Genomic DNA, 17,646 nt, shown 5'->3' on the forward strand with positions numbered 1-17,646 from the left:
GACAAGCCTGCGGAGGCAACCTCCGCGCCGAAGGAGCCCGTCGCGGAGACTCAGGCCGCTTCCGCGCGCCCGGCAGCCGACAAGGCGGCGGTGGCGTCGGCCGAAAAGCCGGCGGACACGGCGAAGGTCGATGCGGCGCCCGCCCAGGCTCCCGAGACGCCCGCGGTCGCCGCGGCCGGTGTCGACGCCGCCGCGCAGGACACCCTGCCCCAGGGTACGCTGCAGGCGCCCGCCAGTCCTTCCGCCTTCGGCACCGAGGTGGCGCAGAAGACTGCCGCGCAGGCACCGGCGCCCGGCTCCCCGGTGCCCGTGCATGCGCTGGCCGTGACCATCGCGGCCCGGGCCAGTGCCGGGACGACCCGCTTCGACATCCGCCTCGACCCCGCCGAACTCGGCCGCATCGACGTGCAGCTCACCGTCGACCGCGAGGGCAGCGTCAAGTCCAAGCTGGTCGTCGAGAAGCAGGAGACGCTGGACCTGCTGCAGCGCGACCAGCGCAATCTCGAGCGCGCTCTGGCCCAGGCCGGCGTGCAGACGAGCGAGGGAAGCCTCGAATTCTCCCTGAAGGACCAGGGCGGACAGAACGCGCGCGAGCGCCAGCCGGAACAGCAGGCCTCGCGCCACCAGGTGGTGATCGAGGATCCCGAGACCGTGGCGGCCCTGCAGGCCAGCGCGGCCACCTATGCCCGTGCCGCCGCCATGCGTGGCGGCGTCGACATCCGAATCTGAAAGGACGGCGCGATGACCACCACCTCCTCGGTCTCGACGACATCGACCAGCACGGCGGGCGCGGCCTCGACGCGGCTGTCGAACAATTTCGACACGTTCCTGCAGCTGCTGACCACGCAGCTGAAGAACCAGGATCCCACCCAGCCGATGGACGCCAACCAGTTCACCCAGCAGCTGGTGCAATACTCCCAGGTCGAGCAGCAGATCGCCACGAACTCCAAGCTCGACAACATGATCTCGGCCTTCACCGGCAACCAGACGACGACCTCGCTCGGCTATCTCGGCAAGACCGTCACCTACGACGCCAGCACGGTGTCGCCGAGCGCCAGCGGGGCGACCTGGACCTTCACGCCGACGCAGGGCGGCGAGTACACGGTGCGCATCCGCGACAGCAACGGCGTGGTGGTGCAGGAGAAGAAGGTCTCGCTGACGGCCAACCAGTCCAGCGAGTATCGCTGGGACGGGAAGCGATCCGACGGCCAGACCATGGGCAGCCAGCCCTATACGATGGAGCTCTACAGCGGCACCGGGACCGCGACGACCCAGGTGGCGGTCAGCCACAAGGGTCAGGTCACCGCAGTCGACATGTCGACGGGCACGCCCCGGGTGACGGTCGGAGCCCTCAACATTCCGCTCGCGCGCATTCTCGGCATCGCCCTCTGACCCGCCTGCGGAGCGGCCTATGCGCTCGCCTCGTCATTCACGCCGGACGGCGCCGCCAACCCTTTCCCGGGGTCGGTCGAACGACGGAAATATTGGGTTTCATTGTCATTTCTCATTTAGGCCAAATTTAACGTCCTGCCGGTATTCTCATCCCATGACGTGGTCAGTCGCGTGCGTTGTGTGAGAGTAAGTATGACCGAGCCCATGCGTCCAAGGGTGAAATATGTGATCGGGCCGGACGGCAGTCCGCTGACGATCGCTGATCTCCCTCCGCCCGACACCCACCGCTGGGTGATCCGGCGCAAAGCCGAAGTGGTCGCCGCCGTGCGCGGTGGGCTCCTCAGCCTCGAAGAGGCCTGCAAGCGCTACACCCTGACCGTCGAGGAATTCCTCAACTGGCAGGCCTCGATCGACCGGCACGGTCTCGCCGGTCTGCGCACCACCCGAATCCAGCAGTACCGCCAGTAAGCGCCTGCCACCCCAAGCAAAAGCCGGCCCCCGAGGGAGCCGGCTTTTTCGTCGTGGGCGCGGTGGATCAGCGACGGAGCGGCGCGCGGCGCAGCGTGAGGTTGCCGACGCCGAGGGCGAGGTTGAGGCCCGTCTGGGCCTGGACCGACAGGGGCTGCAGCGCGACCGTGTCACGCGAGCCGCCGACCAGGGCGTTGGCACCGAGACCCACGGCGACCGTTGCCTGGGCACTGGCGCCCGAATAGCTGCCGGCGAGCTGATCGGGCGAAAAACGGCGCGTGGGCGCGAAGACCGTCCAGGCGAGGACGCCGCGGCCGGTCACGCCGATATCGAGACCGACGCGGTTGAAGGTGCCGACATAGCCCTCGCGGCGGCCGCGACGGTCGGGCTGGAACACGCAGCTCATGTCACGGCGCGATCCGACGATCAGGCCGACGGCAGGGGCGACGTTGCAGGTGAGGACGCCGACGCGGGTCGGCCTCTGCTGCGCCTCGGCGACCGTCGGAACGGCGAGGCCGGCGGCGAGAAGGGTTGCGCCTGCGAGCGCGAGCGGGCGGTTCATCATCGGAATCTCCGGGCTTTTGTGCGGTTTCGGATGTCCAACGCTCCACGTCCGGAAAGGTTGCCCTTCGAGAGAGCCGGCTGCGGTCCGCCGCGGATCCGTTCATCATGTGGACGGCGCGCGCGGGGCTCGCATGCCGGGCGGTTGGACGGGACGTCGCTGCTACTATATAACTTCTCACTCAACGAGACCGGATCCGTCACGCCCTTGGCCGCCCCCCCTTCCATCGCCAGCGCCCACGCGGCTCATGCCGAAGGGCACCACCACGGGCAGGGCGCCGGTCACGACCATGCCGCTCACGCTCATGATCATTCCCACGTCCATCGGCCTGAGCCCCTCCCGCAGAGGCCCGCGGCTGGCGCCGGCCTCAGGGTGGTCTCGGCCCTCACCCTGTCGGCCACCGGGCGTCTCCTTGCCGCCGGCGTCATGGCGACGACCCTGTGGCTGCTCGCCTACTGGGCGATGAGGTAGCGCCGCCGATGTCTACCGTCACCATCCGCAACCTCACGCTCGGCTACGACCGCCACCCCGCCGTCCACCATCTCGACGGGCGGATCGAGGCGGGCGCCATGCTCGCCGTCGTCGGCCCGAACGGGGCCGGCAAGTCGACGCTCCTCAAGGGCCTCGCCGGCGCGATCAGCCCGCTGAGCGGGGCGGTGGAAATGACCCGCTCGGACCGGCACGCCATCGCCTACCTGCCGCAGGCGGCGGAGATCGACAGGACGTTCCCGATCACCGTGTTCGAGCTGGTCGCCATGGGGCTCTGGCGCCGCACCGGCCTGTTTGGTGGCCTGTCGAAGGCCGATCGCCTCGCGATCGAACAGGCGCTGGCCGCGGTGGGCCTCACCGGCTTCGAGGCCCGGACCATCGGCACGCTTTCTGGCGGCCAGCTGCAGCGCATGCTCTTCGCCCGCCTGCTGGTTCAGGACGCGCGACTGATCCTGCTCGACGAGCCCTTCACCGCCATCGACGCCAAGACCTGCGCCGACCTTCTCGATCTGGTGCGCCGGTGGAATGCCGAGCAGCGCACCGTCGTCGCCGTGCTCCACGACATGGAGACCGTGCGACAGGCCTTTCCGCAATCGCTGCTGCTGGCGCGCCGGGCCATCGCCTGGGGGCCGACCGACGAGGTGCTGACGCCGGAGAACCTCCTCGCCGCCCGGCGCATGACGGAGGCCTTCGACGACCACGCCGGCATCTGCACCGAGGCGGCGTGACCGTGAGCCACCTCTGCGAGCCGGCCGGAGCCCGTGCCCGGCATGTATGACGTCTTCATCGGCCCCTTCGTGGAATTCGAGTTCATGCGCCGCGCCCTTGTCGGCGCCATCGCACTGTCCCTGGGCGGCGCGCCCGTCGGCGTCTTCCTCATGCTGCGGCGGATGTCGCTGATGGGCGACGCCATGGCGCACGCCATCCTGCCCGGGGCCGCGGCGGGCTATCTCCTCTTCGGTCTCGCGCTGGTCCCGATGACGGCGGGCGGCATCGCCGCGGGCTTCGCGGTGGCGCTCACGGCGGGGCTGGTGGCGCGCTTCACCATGCTGAAGGAGGACGCCTCGCTCGCGGCCTTCTATCTCATCTCGCTGGCGCTCGGCGTCATCATCGTCTCCATGCGCGGCTCCAACGTCGACCTCTTCCGCGTGCTCTTCGGCTCGGTGCTGGCGCTCGACGATCCGACGCTCGTCCTCCTCGCCGGCATCACCACCGTGACGCTGGTGGCGCTGGCGCTGCTGTGGCGGCCCCTGGTGCTGGATTCCGTCGACCCGGGCTTCCTGCGCTCGGTGTCGCGCTCGGGTGCGCCGTCCCACCTGGTCTTCCTCGGCCTGGTCGTGCTGAACCTGGTGGCCGGCTTCCATGCGCTCGGCACGCTGCTGGCGGTCGGACTGATGATGCTGCCGGCCATCGCGGCGCGCTTCTGGGGCCGGGACGTCACGAGCCTCGCGGCGATCGCGGTCGGTTTCGGCATCGCATCGGGCTATGCAGGCTTGGTGTTATCTTATAACATGGAGACACCTTCGGGCCCTTCGATCGTCCTCATGGCGGGGGTGGTCTACCTGGTGTCGCTCGTTTTCGGTCCCCATGGTGGCCTGGTGCCCACCTACTGGCCGGCCCGGCACCGCGAGGCCTGAAGTCCCGATCAGAGGACGCTTCGCATGGTCACCCGTCGTCAAGCCGTTTCGCTCTTTCTCGCCGCGCCCTTCTGCGCCGGCCCGGCCCTGGCCCAGGGCACCACGCCCCTGCCGGTGATGGCGAGCTTCTCGATCCTCGCCGACATGGTGCGGCAGGTCGGTGGCGAGCATGTCGCGGTGACGAGCCTGGTCGGCCCGGACGGCGACGCCCACTCCTATGCCCCGAGCCCCGCGGACGCGCGGGCCCTGGCCGCCGCCAAGGTCATCGTCGTCAACGGGCTCGGCTTCGAGGGCTGGATGACGCGGCTGGTGCGCTCGTCCGGCACGCGCGCCAAGGTCATCACCGCCGCCAGCGGCGTGACGCCCCTGAAGGCAGAGGAGGCCCACGGGCATGGGCACTCCCACGGCCATTCCCACGGCGCGAACGACCCCCACGCCTGGCAGAATGTCGCCAATGCGCGGCTCTATGTGAAGGCCATCGCCGCGGGCCTCGCGGAGGCGGACGGCGCCCGCGCCGAGGCCTATCAGCGCAATGCGGCGGCCTATGATGCGACGCTGGCGGCGCTCGACGCCGAGATCCGGGCGGCCGTCGGAGCGATCCCGCGTGCCCAGCGCCGACTGCTGACGACCCACGACGCCTTCCGCTACTTCGCCAAAGCTTACGAGGTGGACGTGCTGGCGGTGCGTGGCGTCTCGTCGGATTCCGAACCCTCGGCGCGGCAGATCGCCGGGCTGATCCGGCAGATCCGCGACGGCAAGGTCTCGGCTCTGTTCATGGAGAACATCTCCGATCCCCGCTCCATCCAGCGCATCGCGGCCGAGACCGGAGCGAAGATCGGCGGCAAACTCTATTCCGACGCCCTGTCGGAAGCGGGCGGTCCGGCGGCGACCTATGTCGACATGATGCGGCACAACGCACGCCAGATCGCCGGTGCCATGACGCAGGGCTGATCGCCCATTCCGCAGCGCCCGCCGCTCGCCTATATGAGCGCTGATCCCTTCAGGCCGATGGAACGACCATGACCGACGCGTCCCCCACCACCGCTGCCCTCCAGAAGATCCCGGTGACCGTGCTGACCGGCTATCTCGGTGCCGGCAAGACGACGCTGCTCAACCGCATCCTCACCGAGAACCACGGCAAGCGCTTCGCCGTCATCGTCAACGAGTTCGGCGAGATCGGCATCGACAACGACCTCGTCGTCGGCGCCGACGAGGAAGTGTTCGAGATGAACAACGGCTGCATCTGCTGCACCGTGCGCGGCGATCTCATCCGCATCATCGAGGGGCTGATGCGGCGCAAGGGCAAGTTCGACGCGATCATCGTGGAGACCACCGGCCTCGCCGATCCCGCGCCGGTGGCCCAGACCTTCTTCGTCGACGAGGAGGTGGGCGCCCGCACCGCGCTCGATGCCGTGGTGACGGTCGCCGATGCCAAGTGGCTGATCGACCGGCTGAAGGACGCGCCGGAGGCGAAGAACCAGATCGCCTTCGCCGACGTGATCCTCCTCAACAAGACCGATCTCGTGACGCCCGCCCAGCTGCGCGAGGTGGAGGCCCGCATCCGCGCCATCAACCCCTATGCCGTTCTGCACAAGACGCAGAAGTGCGCCGTGCCGCTGGACGCCGTCCTCTCGCGCGGGGCCTTCGACCTCGAGCGCATCCTGGAGATCGAGCCGGCCTTCCTGCAGACCGGCGACGGCCATGACCACCATCACGGTCACGACCACGGCCACGATCATCATCACGGCCACGACCATGGCCATGATCACCACCATCACGACCACGACCATACCGGCCCGGATTGCGACCATCCGAGCCACGGCCTGAAGCACTATCACGACGAGCACATGCAGTCGGTGTCGCTGCGCACCGACAAGCAGCTCGACCCCGACATGTTCTTCCCCTGGATCCAGGACCTCACCCAGGTCGAGGGTGCGAAGATCCTGCGCTGCAAGGGCATCGTCGCCTTCAAGGACGATCCGCAGCGCTTCGTCTTCCAGGGCGTGCACATGATCCTCGACGGCGATCACCAGCGCGACTGGAAGGCCGACGAGAAGCGCGAGAGCCGCCTCGTCTTCATCGGTCGTGATCTCCCGATCGATAAGATCCGCAAGGGCTTCGAGAAGATCTCCGCCTGAGGGCCACTCGCGCAATCACGCGCACCGGGGAGGGCCGAGAGGCATCGGCACTTCCCCCCGGCCTATCGGCACGGTCGGGTGGTATCGCGCCTCCATATGGTCACAGTTGAAGCCGGAACAGCGTCCGCGTCTCCACGTTGTTTCCTCGACGGCACCCTGGCAATCGAAAGAGCTGCCGCGGTCCGCATAACCCACTGTGGTCGCAAGCGTTTCAGCTCGCAGGCCCAGCCAATGGAGACGCTTCCATGAAGAAACTGATCATGGCGACCGCCATCGTCCTCGCCGCCAGCACCGCCGCCTATGCCCAGACCGGCGGCAGCGCCCCCGGCGGCCGCCCGGACGCCAACGCGCCGCGCAACACCGGCAACATCAACGCTCCGAACCAGGAGCAGCAGCGCATGATCCGCTCCTACTGGCAGTCGCAGCGTCCGGCCGCCACGACGCTTCCGAGCGGCGTCACGGTCAGCCGCGGCACCGTCCTGCCCAGCACGGTCGAGCTGCGCTCGTTCCCGGCTGACGTCGGCATGACCGAGTACCGCTACGTGGTGGTCGGCGAGAACCTGTACCTCGTCAACCCGTCGGACCGCACCGTGGTCCACGTGATCCAGTAACGGCTTTCCCCGCGAACTGCATCGAGCGCCCGGCCATCGTGCCGGGCGTTTTCGTTGGGGTTCAGTCCACCTTCCAGGGGAAGGTCCAGGTCTCGGTCAGGGCCCGGTTGCCGGCGCGCAGGAAGGCCCTGAGATCCGCGGTCTGGCCGGGGTCGCCGACCACGTCGATGCCGGCGCGGAAGCCGCGGGTCTGCGGATTGGGGATGAGGAAAGTGCGGGTGATCCGCGCGTTGCTGGCGGAGGGCACGACCTGCACGGCGTCCGGCTGGCTCAGGTGATATTCGAGGTCGCCACCGGCGAAGTCGACGATGAACCGCGCAGCGTTGGGCGGCGCCTGCTCGCCAGAGCCCAGCGCGACGGGTCGGGTGCGGAACGTGTTCAGCGCGAAGCCGCCCGGATGCAGCCGGGCTTCGTTCATGGTCGACACCAGGCGATAGGAGAAGACCAGCGTCTGGCCCGCTTCGACCGGCCGGTTCGGCACCCAGTAGGCGACGATGTTGTCGTTGGTCTCGTCGGTCGTGGGGATCTCGACCAGCTCGACGCGGCCCTCGCTGAAGCCCTCCCGCGGCTCCACCCAATAGCTCGGCCGGAGTTCGTAGTTCAGGTCGAGGTCCTGGTAGTGCTCGAAGGTGCGGTCGCGCTGCATCAGGCCGAAGCCGCGCACCTGGCGGTCGACGAACTGCGAGACCTCGACCTGGCGCGGGTTGCGCAGCGGGCGCCAGATCCACTCGCCGGTGTCGGAGTGGATCAGCAGGCCGTCGGAATCGTGCAGCTCCGGGCGGAAGTCGTCGAAGGAGCGCCGGTCGTTCTCCGCATAGAAGAACATGGAGGTGAGCGGCGCGACGCCGAGTTTGGGGATCGGCCGCCGCGGAAACAGCGTGCAGCGGATGTCGAGCACGGTCTCCTGCGCCGGGAAGACGGTGAAGCGGAAGGCACCGGTGAGGCTCTCGCCGTCGAGCAGCGCGTAGATGTGGCAGGCCTGCGCCTCGGCCGGCGGCGTGTCGACCCAGAACTCGCGGAAGATCGGGAACTCCTCCTGGCCGGGGCCCGCCGTGTTGACGGCGATGCCACGGGCCGAGAGACCGTATTTCTGGCCGCGCCCGAGGAAGCGGAAATAGCTCGCGCCGAGGAACGAGATGAGCTCGTCGTGGACGCGCGGATCGTTGAGCGGGTGATGGATGCGGAAGCCGGCGAAGCCGAGGTCGATGGGCAGCGGCCGCTCGAAGCGGTTGCGGCCGTAGTCGAAGAGGGCGGCGGCATAGGGAACGGGGGTCGAGATGCCATCCCGGATGATGTTCACCACCACCGGCGTGCGGTAGATGAAGCCGAGGTGGAACATCTGCATGCGGAAGGCGCCGCCGCCCTGCTGCAGAAGCGAGCGCTCGGGGCGGAAGCGCAGGTCGCGGTACTGGTCGAAGTTCATGCCCGTCAGCGACTGGGGCAGGTCCGGACGCGGTGCCTCGTAGGGGAGGGCGGCGAGGTCGCGGGCACGGCGCTCCACCTCCTCGAAGCCGAAGCGGGCCTGCGGCTGGGGCGAGGCGGCCGGCGGCTGGGGGGCGGGGGGCTGCTGCGCCTGTGCCAGCGACGGCCAGGCAACCCCGGCTGCGGCGATGAGCTTGAGTGCGTCACGGCGGGCGAAAGTCGGCAGTCGCATGAGGCCTCGGGTACCTGGATACTCATTGTCGCAGAGCGGCATCGGCGACATGCGGCTTTCACGCGCGCGGCGTCAAGTGGCTCGCCCTGCGGCCTGGAGTCCGTGCATCGCTGTCCTCCGCGCGGCCGGCTTGCGGGCGCTGCCCGGCCTTGCCAGTGTGCGCGCCGTCGACGGGAGGCGGGCGAATGGCGCCGAGAGATATTCTGGACATGAGCGGCCGCGTCGCCCTCGTCACCGGTGCCGGTACGGGGCTCGGGGCGCGGTTCTGCATGGCGCTCGCCGAACACGGCGCGGCGGTCGTCGCCGTCGCCCGCCGGGCAGACAAGGTGGAGGGCGTCGCCGAGGCCATCCGCAAGGCCGGCGGCCGGGCGATCGCCGTGTCCGGCGACGTCACCGACACCGCATCCATCGCAGGCGCCTTCGATGCCGCCGAGAAGGCTTTCGGCACGGTCGACGCCGTCGTCGCCAATGCCGGCATCGCGGTGCCTGGCCGTGCCTCGGACATTTCCGACGAGGACTGGCGCCGCACCATGGCGACGAACCTCGACGGTGTGTTCTTCACGGCGCGCGAGGCGGCCCAGCGCCTGCTCAAGGCCGGCAAACACGGCGCCATCGTCAACATCGCGTCGATCCTCGGCTACGGGGTCGGCAAGGGCAACGCCTCCTATGCTGTTTCCAAGGCGGCGGTGATCCAGATGACCCAGGCGCTGGCCCTCGAATGGGCCTTCAAGGGCATCCGCGTGAACGCCATCGCGCCCGGCTACGTCGTCACCGACATCAACCGCGACTACCTGACCTCCGGCAAGGGCGCGGAGATGACCAAGGAGATTCCCGTCGGCCGTTTCGGCCGCGAGGAGGATCTCGACGGTGCACTGCTGCTGCTGCTGTCGGACGCCGGTGCCTTCATGACCGGCACGACCGTGACGGTCGACGGCGGCCAGCGCATCGGCCTGCGCGGGTCCTGACACATTCCGGGGGAGAAACGTCCATGATCATCGACGAGCGCACCTACACGACGCATCCGGGCAAGGTGAAGGCCTTCCTCGAGGTCTACGAGCGCCTGGCGAAGCCGATCCAGTGGCCGATCCTCGGCGACCCCGTCGGCTTCTTCGTGACCGAGATCGGCACGCTCAACCAGGTCGTTCACCTGTGGAAATACGACAGCATGGCCGACCGCGAGCAGCGGCGGGCCAAGCTGGCGGTCGCCCCGAACTGGGGCGACTATCTCGACGCGGCGACCCCGCTGCTCCTGCGGATGGAGAACCGGATCCTGGTCCCCACCGCCTTCTCTCCGATGAAGTGAACCAAGACCCATGACCAAGTCGATGAACGGGGCCGAGAGCCTCGTGCGCACCCTCGTTGCCGGTGACGTGACGGTGGCCTTCACCAATCCCGGCACGTCGGAGATGCACTTCGTCGCCGCCCTCGACCGCGTCGACGGCATGCGCTGCGTTCTCTGCCTGCACGAGACGGTGACGACGGGCGCCGCCGACGGCTACTGGCGCATGACGGGCAAGCCCGCCTCGACGCTGCTGCACCTCGGCCCCGGCCTCGGCAACGCGCTGGCCAACCTCCACAACCTGAAGCGCGCGCGCTCGGGCGTGGTCAACATCGTCGGCGAGCACGCAACCTATCACCGCGAGTTCGACGCGCCGCTGACGTCCGACATCGAGGGCATCGCCGGCACGATGTCGCACTGGGTGAAGACCTCCATGTCGGCCAAGGACGTGGCGGCCGACGGCGCCGAGGCGATCAACGTCGCCATGCAGGCGCCCGGCCAGATCGCCACCCTCATCCTGCCTGCCGACACCGCCTGGACCGAGGGCACCGGCCCGGCCAAGACCGCGCCCGTCGCCGCGCCCGCCAAGGTGTCCGAGGACGCCGTCGAGGCCGCTGCCCGCGCCATCGAGGCCGGCGGCAAGCCGCTCATCGTCATGGGCACCTGGGCCGTGCGCGAGAAGCCGATGGTCCATGCGGCGACGATCGTCGCCAAGACCGGTGCGCAGATCCGCGCCGAGGGCTCGAACGGACGCATCGAGCGCGGCGTCGGCCGCATGGCGCTGGAGCGCGTGCCCTATCCGGTGGACGTGGCGCTGGCCGCCACCAAGGGCGTCACGCACCTGATCCTGGTCGGCGCCAAGGCGCCCGTCGCCTTCTTCGCCTATCCGAACAAGCCGTCGATCCTCTATCCGCCCGAGGCGGAGGTGGTGACGCTGGCAACCCCGGGCGAGGACGCAGAGGACGCGCTCGCCCGCCTCGCCGAGCGCCTCGGCGCCGACAAGGCGACGCCGGTGCTCAACACGCCGAAGCGGCCGGACCTGCCGACCGGCGCGCTCAACCAGGATTCGATCGCGGCGATCATCGGCCATCTCTTGCCGGAGAACGCCATCGTCACCGACGAATCGGTGACCACCGGGCGCAACTTCTTCAAGGACACCCACGGCGCCGCACCGCACGACTGGCTGTCGCTGACCGGTGGCGCCATCGGCGAGGGCCTGCCGCTCGCCGTCGGCGCGGCGGTGGCCTGCCCCGACCGCAAGGTCGTCGCCCTGCAGGCGGACGGCTCGGGCATGTACTCGCTCCAGGCGCTGTGGACGATGGCCCGCGAACGCCTCGACGTCACGGTCTGCATCTGGGCCAACCGGACCTACGCGATCCTCAAGGGTGAACTCGCCAATGTCGGCGCCGAGAATCCGGGCCGCAAGGCGCACGACATGCTCTCGCTCGGCGATCCCAACCTCGACTGGGTGAAGCTCGCCGCCGGCATGGGCGTTGAAGGCACGCGCGTCGACACGGCCGAGGGCTTCGCCGACGCCTTCGCCGCCGCCAACCGCCGCAAGGGGCCGTTCCTCATCGAGGTGCTGCTCTGAACGCCTCGCAAGTCGGGGCCGTCTCGGGCATGATGACGGCGTGACCGGGACCGCCGCCGCTCCGTCCTTCGCCGCCCGCTTTCTCCGCCTGACGGGGGATGCGGGCTGGCGCGTCGCGCTCCACGCGCTGCCCTATGCCCTGGCCTGCGGCGTGATCACCGAGGGCGCCGTGCAGCTGCGCCTCGCGGTGCTGTGGAAACTGCCGATGGTGGCGCTCGTGCTGGCGAGTCTCTATCTCGCCGTGCTGCTTGGCAGCCATGTCTCGACGCTCCGGCTCGCCGGCCGCAGCGGCCGGGCCCTCGCCCCGCTCCGGCACCTCCTCGCCATGACCGCGCGGATCAGCGCCGAGAGCGCCGTCATGGCCCTGGTCGGCCTGCTCGTGGCGCTCGCCCTGGTCGGCGCCCTCGACATCGGCATCGCGACTGTCGAGCCGGCGAGCGGCGCCCGATGGCCGTCGACGGTGCTGCGCGCCATCGCCACGCTGGCAGCACTCACCGCGCTCGTGGTCATGCTGGCGGCGGGGACGGCATTGTCGGGCTCGGCGCTTGGCGGCGCCGTGGGGTTTTCCACAGCCGGCCGCGAGCTGTTCCGCCGGTCGGAGCGGACCACGGCCGTCATCTGTACGGCCATCTTCCTCGGGACCGCGGTCGCCATCGGCGCGACGCGGCTCCTAGGGATGGCCGATCTTGGTCCGCCGATCCTCGCCGCGGCGCTGGCCAAGGCCGCGGGCTTCCTCGCGCTGACGGTTCCACTCTCGGTCGGCGCGGCGGTCATGGCCGCCGACGCCTGAGACGCGGACGCGAAAAGGGTCACGCGCCCGTCAGGCGGTGGCCCTGTCGGCATAGCCTGAACGGTGATTCAGCTGTCCTGGCCGTCCTTGCGACGCAGACGCACCACCACGTCGACGCGTGCCACCTCGTAGCCCTCGGGGGCCTGGGGCAGCTTGTCCACAGCCACGTGCGGGCCGGGAATGTCGAAGACCGTCGTCTCGCCTTCCACGATGAAGTGGTGGTGATCGGACAGGTTGGTGTCGAAATAGGCCTTCGATCCGTCCACCGCGATCTCGCGCAGCAGGCCGGCCTCGGTGAACTGGTGAAGCGTGTTGTAGACGGTGGCCAGCGACACGGGCACGCGCGCCTTGGTCGCCTCGTCGTAGAGCATCTCGGCGGTGACGTGCCGGTCGCCCTTGGCGAAGAGGATCCAGCCGAGCGCCATGCGCTGGCGGGTCGGGCGCAGGCCCACCTCGCGCAGCATGGTGCGCACGTCATGGATCGGGCAGCCCGTCTTCTGCAGCAGGCTGACGCGGTCGTGCGCCGACAGCTTGCCGTCCGCGGGCGGCGCGGCGTCGTGATAGGTCACGTCGATGAGGGTCCGGACAGTCATGAGCCTATTCTAGGAACATTGCGACCTGTTCGCAAGACGCCCGCACGGGACCGCCCGCGGCGAACGCGTGCGCGGACGGGACCCTCCGCCGGCCGGACGGCAGGCCAGCCTTTTGCCCCTCCGGAACCCCTGTGATAGACAGCAGCCCGATCGACGCCGGGAGACCGGCCGACCCAAGGCGGATCCTGCACGCAATGACCGAACGCAAGTCGAGTTTCACCTATGAAGAGCTTCTGGCCTGCGGCCGGGGCGAACTCTTCGGTCCCGGAAACGCCCAGCTGCCCTTGCCGCCCATGCTGATGTTCGACCGCATCACCTCGATCGGCGAGACCGGCGGCGCCAACAACAAGGGCCATGTGGTCGCCGAATTCGACATCAGGCCGGACCTCTGGTTCTTTCCCTGCCATTTCAAGGGCGATCCGGTGATGCCGGGCTGCCTCGGCCTCGACGCGCTGTGGCAGCTCACCGGCTTTCACCTCGGCTGGCTCGGCCTGCCGGGCCGCGGCCGTGCGCTCGGTGTCGGCGAGGTGAAGTTCTCCGAACAGGTCCTGCCGACCACGAAGAAAGTGGTCTACGGCGTCGACTTCAAGCGCATCTTCAAGTCGAAGCTCGTGCTCGGCATCGCCGACGGGTGGTTGGAGGCGGACGGCAAGCGCATATATGAGGTCAAGGACATGCGGGTCGGCCTCTTCGGCACGGCCGCCTGATCGCCCGCACCGAGATTCCAGGGCCGCCCGCCGGCCCGCAACGCAAAGAGGCCCCCATGCGCCGCGTCGTCGTCACCGGAATGGGCATCGTGTCGTCCATCGGCAACAACACCAACGAGGTCTTGGCCTCGCTCCGCGAGGCCAAGAGCGGCATCGCGCTCGACCCCGCCTTCGTCGAACACGGTTTCCGCTCCCAGGTCTCCGGCGCGCCGACCCTCGACCCCGCCTCGATTCTCGACCGGCGCGCCATGCGCTTCCACGGCGGCGGCTCGGGCTGGAACCACGTCGCCATGGATCAGGCGATCCTGGACGCGGGCCTCGAGCAATCCGACATCTCCAACGAGCGCACAGGCATCATCATGGGCTCCGGCGGCCCGTCCACCCGCGCCCTGATCGACGCCTACGAGAAGGCCAAGGAGAGTGGCAATTCCAAGCGCGTGGGCCCCTTCGCCGTGCCGAAGGCCATGTCGTCGACGGCGTCCGCGACGCTCGCCACCTGGTTCAAGATCAAGGGCGTGAACTATTCCATCTCGTCGGCCTGCGCGACGTCGAATCACTGCATCGGCAACGCCTACGAGATGATCCAGTGGGGCAAGCAGGACGTCGTCTTCGCCGGCGGCTGCGAGGAGCTGGACTGGACGCTGTCCGTGCTGTTCGACGCCATGGGCGCCATGTCGTCCAAGTACAACGACCGCCCCTCGACCGCCTCGCGCGCCTATGACGCCAACCGCGACGGCTTCGTCATCGCCGGCGGCGCCGGCGTCGTGGTGCTGGAGGAGTATGAGCACGCCAAGGCGCGCGGCGCCAAGATCTACGCCGAGATCGCCGGCTACGGCGCCACCTCGGACGGCTACGACATGGTCGCCCCCTCGGGCGAGGGTGCGGTGCGCTGCATGAAGATGGCGCTGGCCGGCGTCGGTCCGAAGGTCGACTACATCAACCCGCACGGCACCTCGACCCCCGTCGGTGACCTCAAGGAGATCGAGGCGATCCGCGAGGTCTTCGGCGGCGCCGACAAGAGTCCGCCGATCTCGGCCACCAAGTCGCTGACCGGCCACTCGCTGGGTGCCACCGGCGTGCAGGAGGCGATCTACTCGCTGCTGATGATGAACAACGGCTTCATCTGCGAGAGCGCCCACATCGAGGAGATCGATCCGGACGTCGCGGACATGAACATCGTGCGCAAGCGCATCGACGATGCGAAGCTCGGCGTCGTCCTGTCCAACTCCTTCGGTTTCGGCGGCACCAACGCGACGATCGTGCTCAAGCACGTGGACGCATGAGCGCGCCGTCACCGGGCGGTCGCAGAAGAATGGCAAGCCTCGTGGACCCGTCACCTCGCAAGGGACGCCCATGTGGACAGACCGTTTCGCGCATCCCCATCTGCGGGTCGTCGCTCACGGCCCGGACGCCGACATTGAAGCGAGGAGGTCACGCGTGACCGCATTGATGAAGGGCCGACGCGGCCTGATCATGGGAGTGGCGAACGACCATTCCATCGCCTGGGGAATTGCGCGCACGCTCGCGGCGCACGGCGCCGAACTCGCCTTCACCTACCAGGGAGAGGCGCTCGGCAAGCGCGTCCGGCCGCTGGCGGAGAGCCTGGGGACGCCGCTGGTGATTCCCTGCGACGTGGAGGACATCGCCAGCGTCGACGCCACCTTCGCGCGCCTCGCGGAGACCTGGGGCGGTCTCGACTTCGTCGTCCACGCCATCGGCTTCTCCGACAAGAACGAGCTAAAGGGCCGCTATGCCGACACCACGCGCGAGAACTTCTCGCGCACCATGGTGATCTCCTGCTTCTCGTTCACCGAGATCGCCAAGCGGGCGGCGGCGCTGATGCAGCCCGGCGGCACCATGCTGACCCTGACCTATGGCGGGTCGACGCGGGTGATGCCCAACTACAACGTCATGGGTGTGGCGAAGGCCGGGCTCGAGGCCTCGGTGCGCTATCTCGCCGCCGACTACGGCCCGCTCGGCATCCGCGTCAATGCGCTGTCGCCAGGCCCCGTCCGGACGCTGGCGGGCGCCGGCATTTCCGACGCGCGCCTGATGTTCAACTTCCAGAAGCGCCATGCGCCGCTGCGCAAGACGGTGTCGCTGGACGACATCGGCGGCTCGGCGCTCTACCTGCTGTCCGATCTCTCCGGCGGCGTGACCGGCGAGATCCACCACGTCGATTCGGGCTACAACATCATCTCCATGCCGCGCCCCGAAGCGCTGAAGACGCTGGATGCCGCCGAGCAGGCGGTGGAGGACGCGGCCGGCCGCCGCTCGGGTGAAGCCGCCGAATAGCCCGCCCTATCCCTGTTCGACCCGTCCGGGCCCGCTGCGCGAAAAAATCGCGGCGGGCCCGAACCTTTTTTCGGCAGGCCGCGACCCATGGATATCGGGGCGCAACGAGCCCCACACCGAACCCAAGGGGACCTGCCATGAACCGCTTCAAGACCCTCGCCATCGCCGCCCTCGCTGTCGCCACCATGTCGGTCGGCGTCGCTTCCCAGGCCGAAGCCGGCCCGTTCCACCGCCGCCACATCGGCTGGGGCGTCGGGGCGCTCGCCACCGGCCTGATCGTCGGCGGCGCCATCGCCGCCAGCCGCTCCAACGCCTACGCTTCCGACTGCTACCTGACCCGCCGCTGGGTCGACGGCCCCTACGGACCGGAGCGCCGCACCATCCGCGTCTGCGAGTGATCGCAGACCCCGATCTGCGGGGCGCCTCCAGGCCTCGTCAGATGAAAGCCCCGGCCATGCACCGGGGCTTTCGTGCGTCCGGGCGTCAGCGGGGAATGGCGAACAGGTCCTCGTGGCCGACATGGCAGGTGACGCCGGCCAGGCGGGCGGTGAGCCAGGCGTCGATCTCTGCGCCTGAGACCCGGCCGGTCTCCCTGACGGCGCCGGCGAAGCCGGTCACCAGTTCGCGCGCGAGATCGGCGAAGGCGGGGCCGAGCACCCAGGGGCTCGGCGCGCGCTCGACGTCGTAGCCGGCGGCGGCGAAGGTCTTCGCCATGGCCCCGGTGGCCTTCGGGCCGGCAGCGGGGCCGAAGCCCTTGTCGGTGGACTGATGGGCGTGGAAGGCGGCCAGCATGGCGGCGTCCGCCGGGTGGGGCGGGTCCCAGCGCTCGGTGCCGTCATAGGTCAGCACCGTGTAGAGCGGCAGGCCGCGCGCGGCGAGAACCGCGACGAATCCGTCGATCCAGGCGGGCGAGACGAGGTCGAAGAGCGCGGCGGCAGTGACCAGGTCGGCGCCTTCGGGCAGCGCCGCCTGGAGGTCGCGGTTGAGATCGGCCTGGTGGAAGGCGACGGAGAGGGACTTGCCGTCCTTGCGCAGCAGCAGGCGGTCACCCTCCGCCCTCGCGTCGTCGGCCCATGCGGCGAGGCGCTCGCGCGCCGCCGCCAGAAGCGCGGGATCGTAGTCGACCAGGCGCCAGTCCTGTGCGTCCGGAAGGGCCGCGAAGGTCCCGCGGAGGTTCGAGCCGGCGCCGCAGCCGAGGTCGACGACGCTGATGGGCTCCCGCCCGGCGAAATGCCGGCCGAGGCGGGCCATCAGACCTGCTGAGCGGGCGGCGTGGTCCGCCGGCTCGCGCAGCGCCAGCCATTCGGGGGAGAAGCTCATGGGCAGGGTCCCTCATGGGTCGCGGGATGGCTCGGGCCGGCGCTGGCGCGGGCGACGACGCCGGCGACGATGCGGGCGGTGTCGTCCCAGCCCGGCAGGGCCTGGCCCGCCGCGTGGGCC

At 69.4% G+C, this 17,646-nt stretch carries 20 protein-coding genes; 16 read left to right on the forward strand and 4 right to left on the reverse strand.

Translation table 11 applies throughout. The features are described from left to right. The 3 genes from ACT6XY_RS18435 to sciP form a co-directional block, all read left to right on the forward strand. A partial coding sequence (locus ACT6XY_RS18435; RefSeq protein WP_444749782.1) for a flagellar hook-length control protein FliK occupies positions 1-729 on the forward strand: 729 nt, incomplete at its 5' end. Positions 730-741: 12 nt separating this feature from the next. Further along, complete coding sequence (locus ACT6XY_RS18440) at positions 742-1,392, forward strand: flagellar hook assembly protein FlgD (protein ID WP_444749783.1); 651 nt, start codon at positions 742-744, stop codon at positions 1,390-1,392. Between the two features lie 192 nt (positions 1,393-1,584). After that, positions 1,585-1,860: a CtrA inhibitor SciP gene (gene sciP / locus ACT6XY_RS18445; RefSeq protein WP_106749419.1), complete on the forward strand. Its 276-nt coding sequence runs from the start codon at positions 1,585-1,587 to the stop codon at positions 1,858-1,860. Between the two features lie 67 nt (positions 1,861-1,927). On the opposite strand, the gene ACT6XY_RS18450 is transcribed toward sciP, so the two are convergent. Then, the gene (locus ACT6XY_RS18450) at positions 1,928-2,425 is read right to left on the reverse strand and encodes a DUF992 domain-containing protein (protein ID WP_444749784.1); all 498 of its coding nucleotides are present in this window, start codon (positions 2,423-2,425) and stop codon (positions 1,928-1,930) included. 476 nt (positions 2,426-2,901) lie between these two features. Here ACT6XY_RS18450 and aztA point away from each other — a divergent pair, with 476 nt between their 5' ends. From aztA to ACT6XY_RS18475, 5 genes are all read left to right on the forward strand, one after another. Then, entirely contained in the window at positions 2,902-3,639 is a 738-nt protein-coding gene (aztA, locus tag ACT6XY_RS18455) for a zinc ABC transporter ATP-binding protein AztA (RefSeq protein WP_444749785.1), read from the forward strand. A 42-nt stretch (positions 3,640-3,681) separates the two neighbouring features. After that, positions 3,682-4,548, forward strand: a complete 867-nt coding sequence (locus ACT6XY_RS18460; protein WP_444749786.1) for a metal ABC transporter permease — start codon at positions 3,682-3,684, stop codon at positions 4,546-4,548. A gap of 24 nt (positions 4,549-4,572) precedes the next feature. Then, positions 4,573-5,499 carry a metal ABC transporter solute-binding protein, Zn/Mn family gene (locus ACT6XY_RS18465; protein ID WP_444749787.1) on the forward strand — a complete coding sequence of 309 codons (927 nt, stop codon included), beginning with the start codon at positions 4,573-4,575 and terminating at the stop codon, positions 5,497-5,499. Positions 5,500-5,567: 68 nt separating this feature from the next. Then, entirely contained in the window at positions 5,568-6,686 is a 1,119-nt protein-coding gene (locus tag ACT6XY_RS18470) for a CobW family GTP-binding protein (RefSeq protein WP_444749788.1), read from the forward strand. Between the two features lie 245 nt (positions 6,687-6,931). After that, on the forward strand, positions 6,932-7,297 hold the full coding sequence (locus ACT6XY_RS18475; RefSeq protein ID WP_444749789.1) for a DUF1236 domain-containing protein: 366 nt from the start codon (positions 6,932-6,934) through the stop codon (positions 7,295-7,297). 61 nt (positions 7,298-7,358) lie between these two features. Here the strand turns inward: ACT6XY_RS18475 and ACT6XY_RS18480 are convergent, their stop codons facing one another. Next, positions 7,359-8,951: a glucan biosynthesis protein gene (locus tag ACT6XY_RS18480; RefSeq protein ID WP_444749790.1), complete on the reverse strand. Its 1,593-nt coding sequence runs from the start codon at positions 8,949-8,951 to the stop codon at positions 7,359-7,361. Positions 8,952-9,136: 185 nt separating this feature from the next. Here ACT6XY_RS18480 and ACT6XY_RS18485 point away from each other — a divergent pair, with 185 nt between their 5' ends. Genes ACT6XY_RS18485 through ACT6XY_RS18500 form a run of 4 tightly spaced genes read left to right on the forward strand, consistent with a single transcriptional unit; the run spans position 9,137 to position 12,611 of the window. Continuing rightward, positions 9,137-9,916 carry an SDR family NAD(P)-dependent oxidoreductase gene (locus tag ACT6XY_RS18485; RefSeq protein ID WP_444749791.1) on the forward strand — a complete coding sequence of 260 codons (780 nt, stop codon included), beginning with the start codon at positions 9,137-9,139 and terminating at the stop codon, positions 9,914-9,916. A gap of 23 nt (positions 9,917-9,939) precedes the next feature. Continuing rightward, entirely contained in the window at positions 9,940-10,254 is a 315-nt protein-coding gene (locus ACT6XY_RS18490) for an NIPSNAP family protein (RefSeq protein WP_106749407.1), read from the forward strand. 22 nt (positions 10,255-10,276) lie between these two features. Next, positions 10,277-11,821 (forward strand): acetolactate synthase large subunit, encoded by a 1,545-nt coding sequence (locus tag ACT6XY_RS18495; RefSeq protein ID WP_444749799.1) that lies wholly within the window; start codon positions 10,277-10,279, stop codon positions 11,819-11,821. Between the two features lie 40 nt (positions 11,822-11,861). After that, a complete protein-coding gene (locus ACT6XY_RS18500) occupies positions 11,862-12,611 on the forward strand; it encodes a hypothetical protein (RefSeq protein ID WP_444749792.1) in 750 nt (249 codons plus the stop codon). A gap of 68 nt (positions 12,612-12,679) precedes the next feature. Here ACT6XY_RS18500 and irrA read toward each other — a convergent pair whose 3' ends face one another. Continuing rightward, entirely contained in the window at positions 12,680-13,204 is a 525-nt protein-coding gene (gene irrA / locus ACT6XY_RS18505; RefSeq protein WP_444749793.1) for an iron response transcriptional regulator IrrA, read from the reverse strand. Between the two features lie 194 nt (positions 13,205-13,398). Here irrA and fabA point away from each other — a divergent pair, with 194 nt between their 5' ends. The 4 genes from fabA to ACT6XY_RS18525 all read left to right on the forward strand — a co-directional run bounded on the left by fabA (position 13,399) and on the right by ACT6XY_RS18525 (position 16,604). Then, positions 13,399-13,911: a 3-hydroxyacyl-[acyl-carrier-protein] dehydratase FabA gene (gene fabA / locus ACT6XY_RS18510; RefSeq protein ID WP_444749794.1), complete on the forward strand. Its 513-nt coding sequence runs from the start codon at positions 13,399-13,401 to the stop codon at positions 13,909-13,911. Positions 13,912-13,967: 56 nt separating this feature from the next. Continuing rightward, on the forward strand, positions 13,968-15,194 hold the full coding sequence (fabB, locus tag ACT6XY_RS18515; protein ID WP_444749795.1) for a beta-ketoacyl-ACP synthase I: 1,227 nt from the start codon (positions 13,968-13,970) through the stop codon (positions 15,192-15,194). 154 nt (positions 15,195-15,348) lie between these two features. Continuing rightward, positions 15,349-16,206, forward strand: a complete 858-nt coding sequence (fabI, locus tag ACT6XY_RS18520) for an enoyl-ACP reductase FabI (protein WP_444749796.1) — start codon at positions 15,349-15,351, stop codon at positions 16,204-16,206. Between the two features lie 137 nt (positions 16,207-16,343). After that, positions 16,344-16,604, forward strand: a complete 261-nt coding sequence (locus tag ACT6XY_RS18525; protein WP_444749797.1) for a hypothetical protein — start codon at positions 16,344-16,346, stop codon at positions 16,602-16,604. A gap of 85 nt (positions 16,605-16,689) precedes the next feature. On the opposite strand, the gene ACT6XY_RS18530 is transcribed toward ACT6XY_RS18525, so the two are convergent. Continuing rightward, complete coding sequence (locus ACT6XY_RS18530) at positions 16,690-17,526, reverse strand: SAM-dependent methyltransferase (RefSeq protein ID WP_444749798.1); 837 nt, start codon at positions 17,524-17,526, stop codon at positions 16,690-16,692. Positions 17,527-17,646: the final 120 nt, after the last annotated feature.

The sequence above is a fragment of the Phreatobacter sp. genome (assembly GCF_052440005.1).
Taxonomy (GTDB): Bacteria; Pseudomonadota; Alphaproteobacteria; order Rhizobiales; family Phreatobacteraceae; genus Phreatobacter.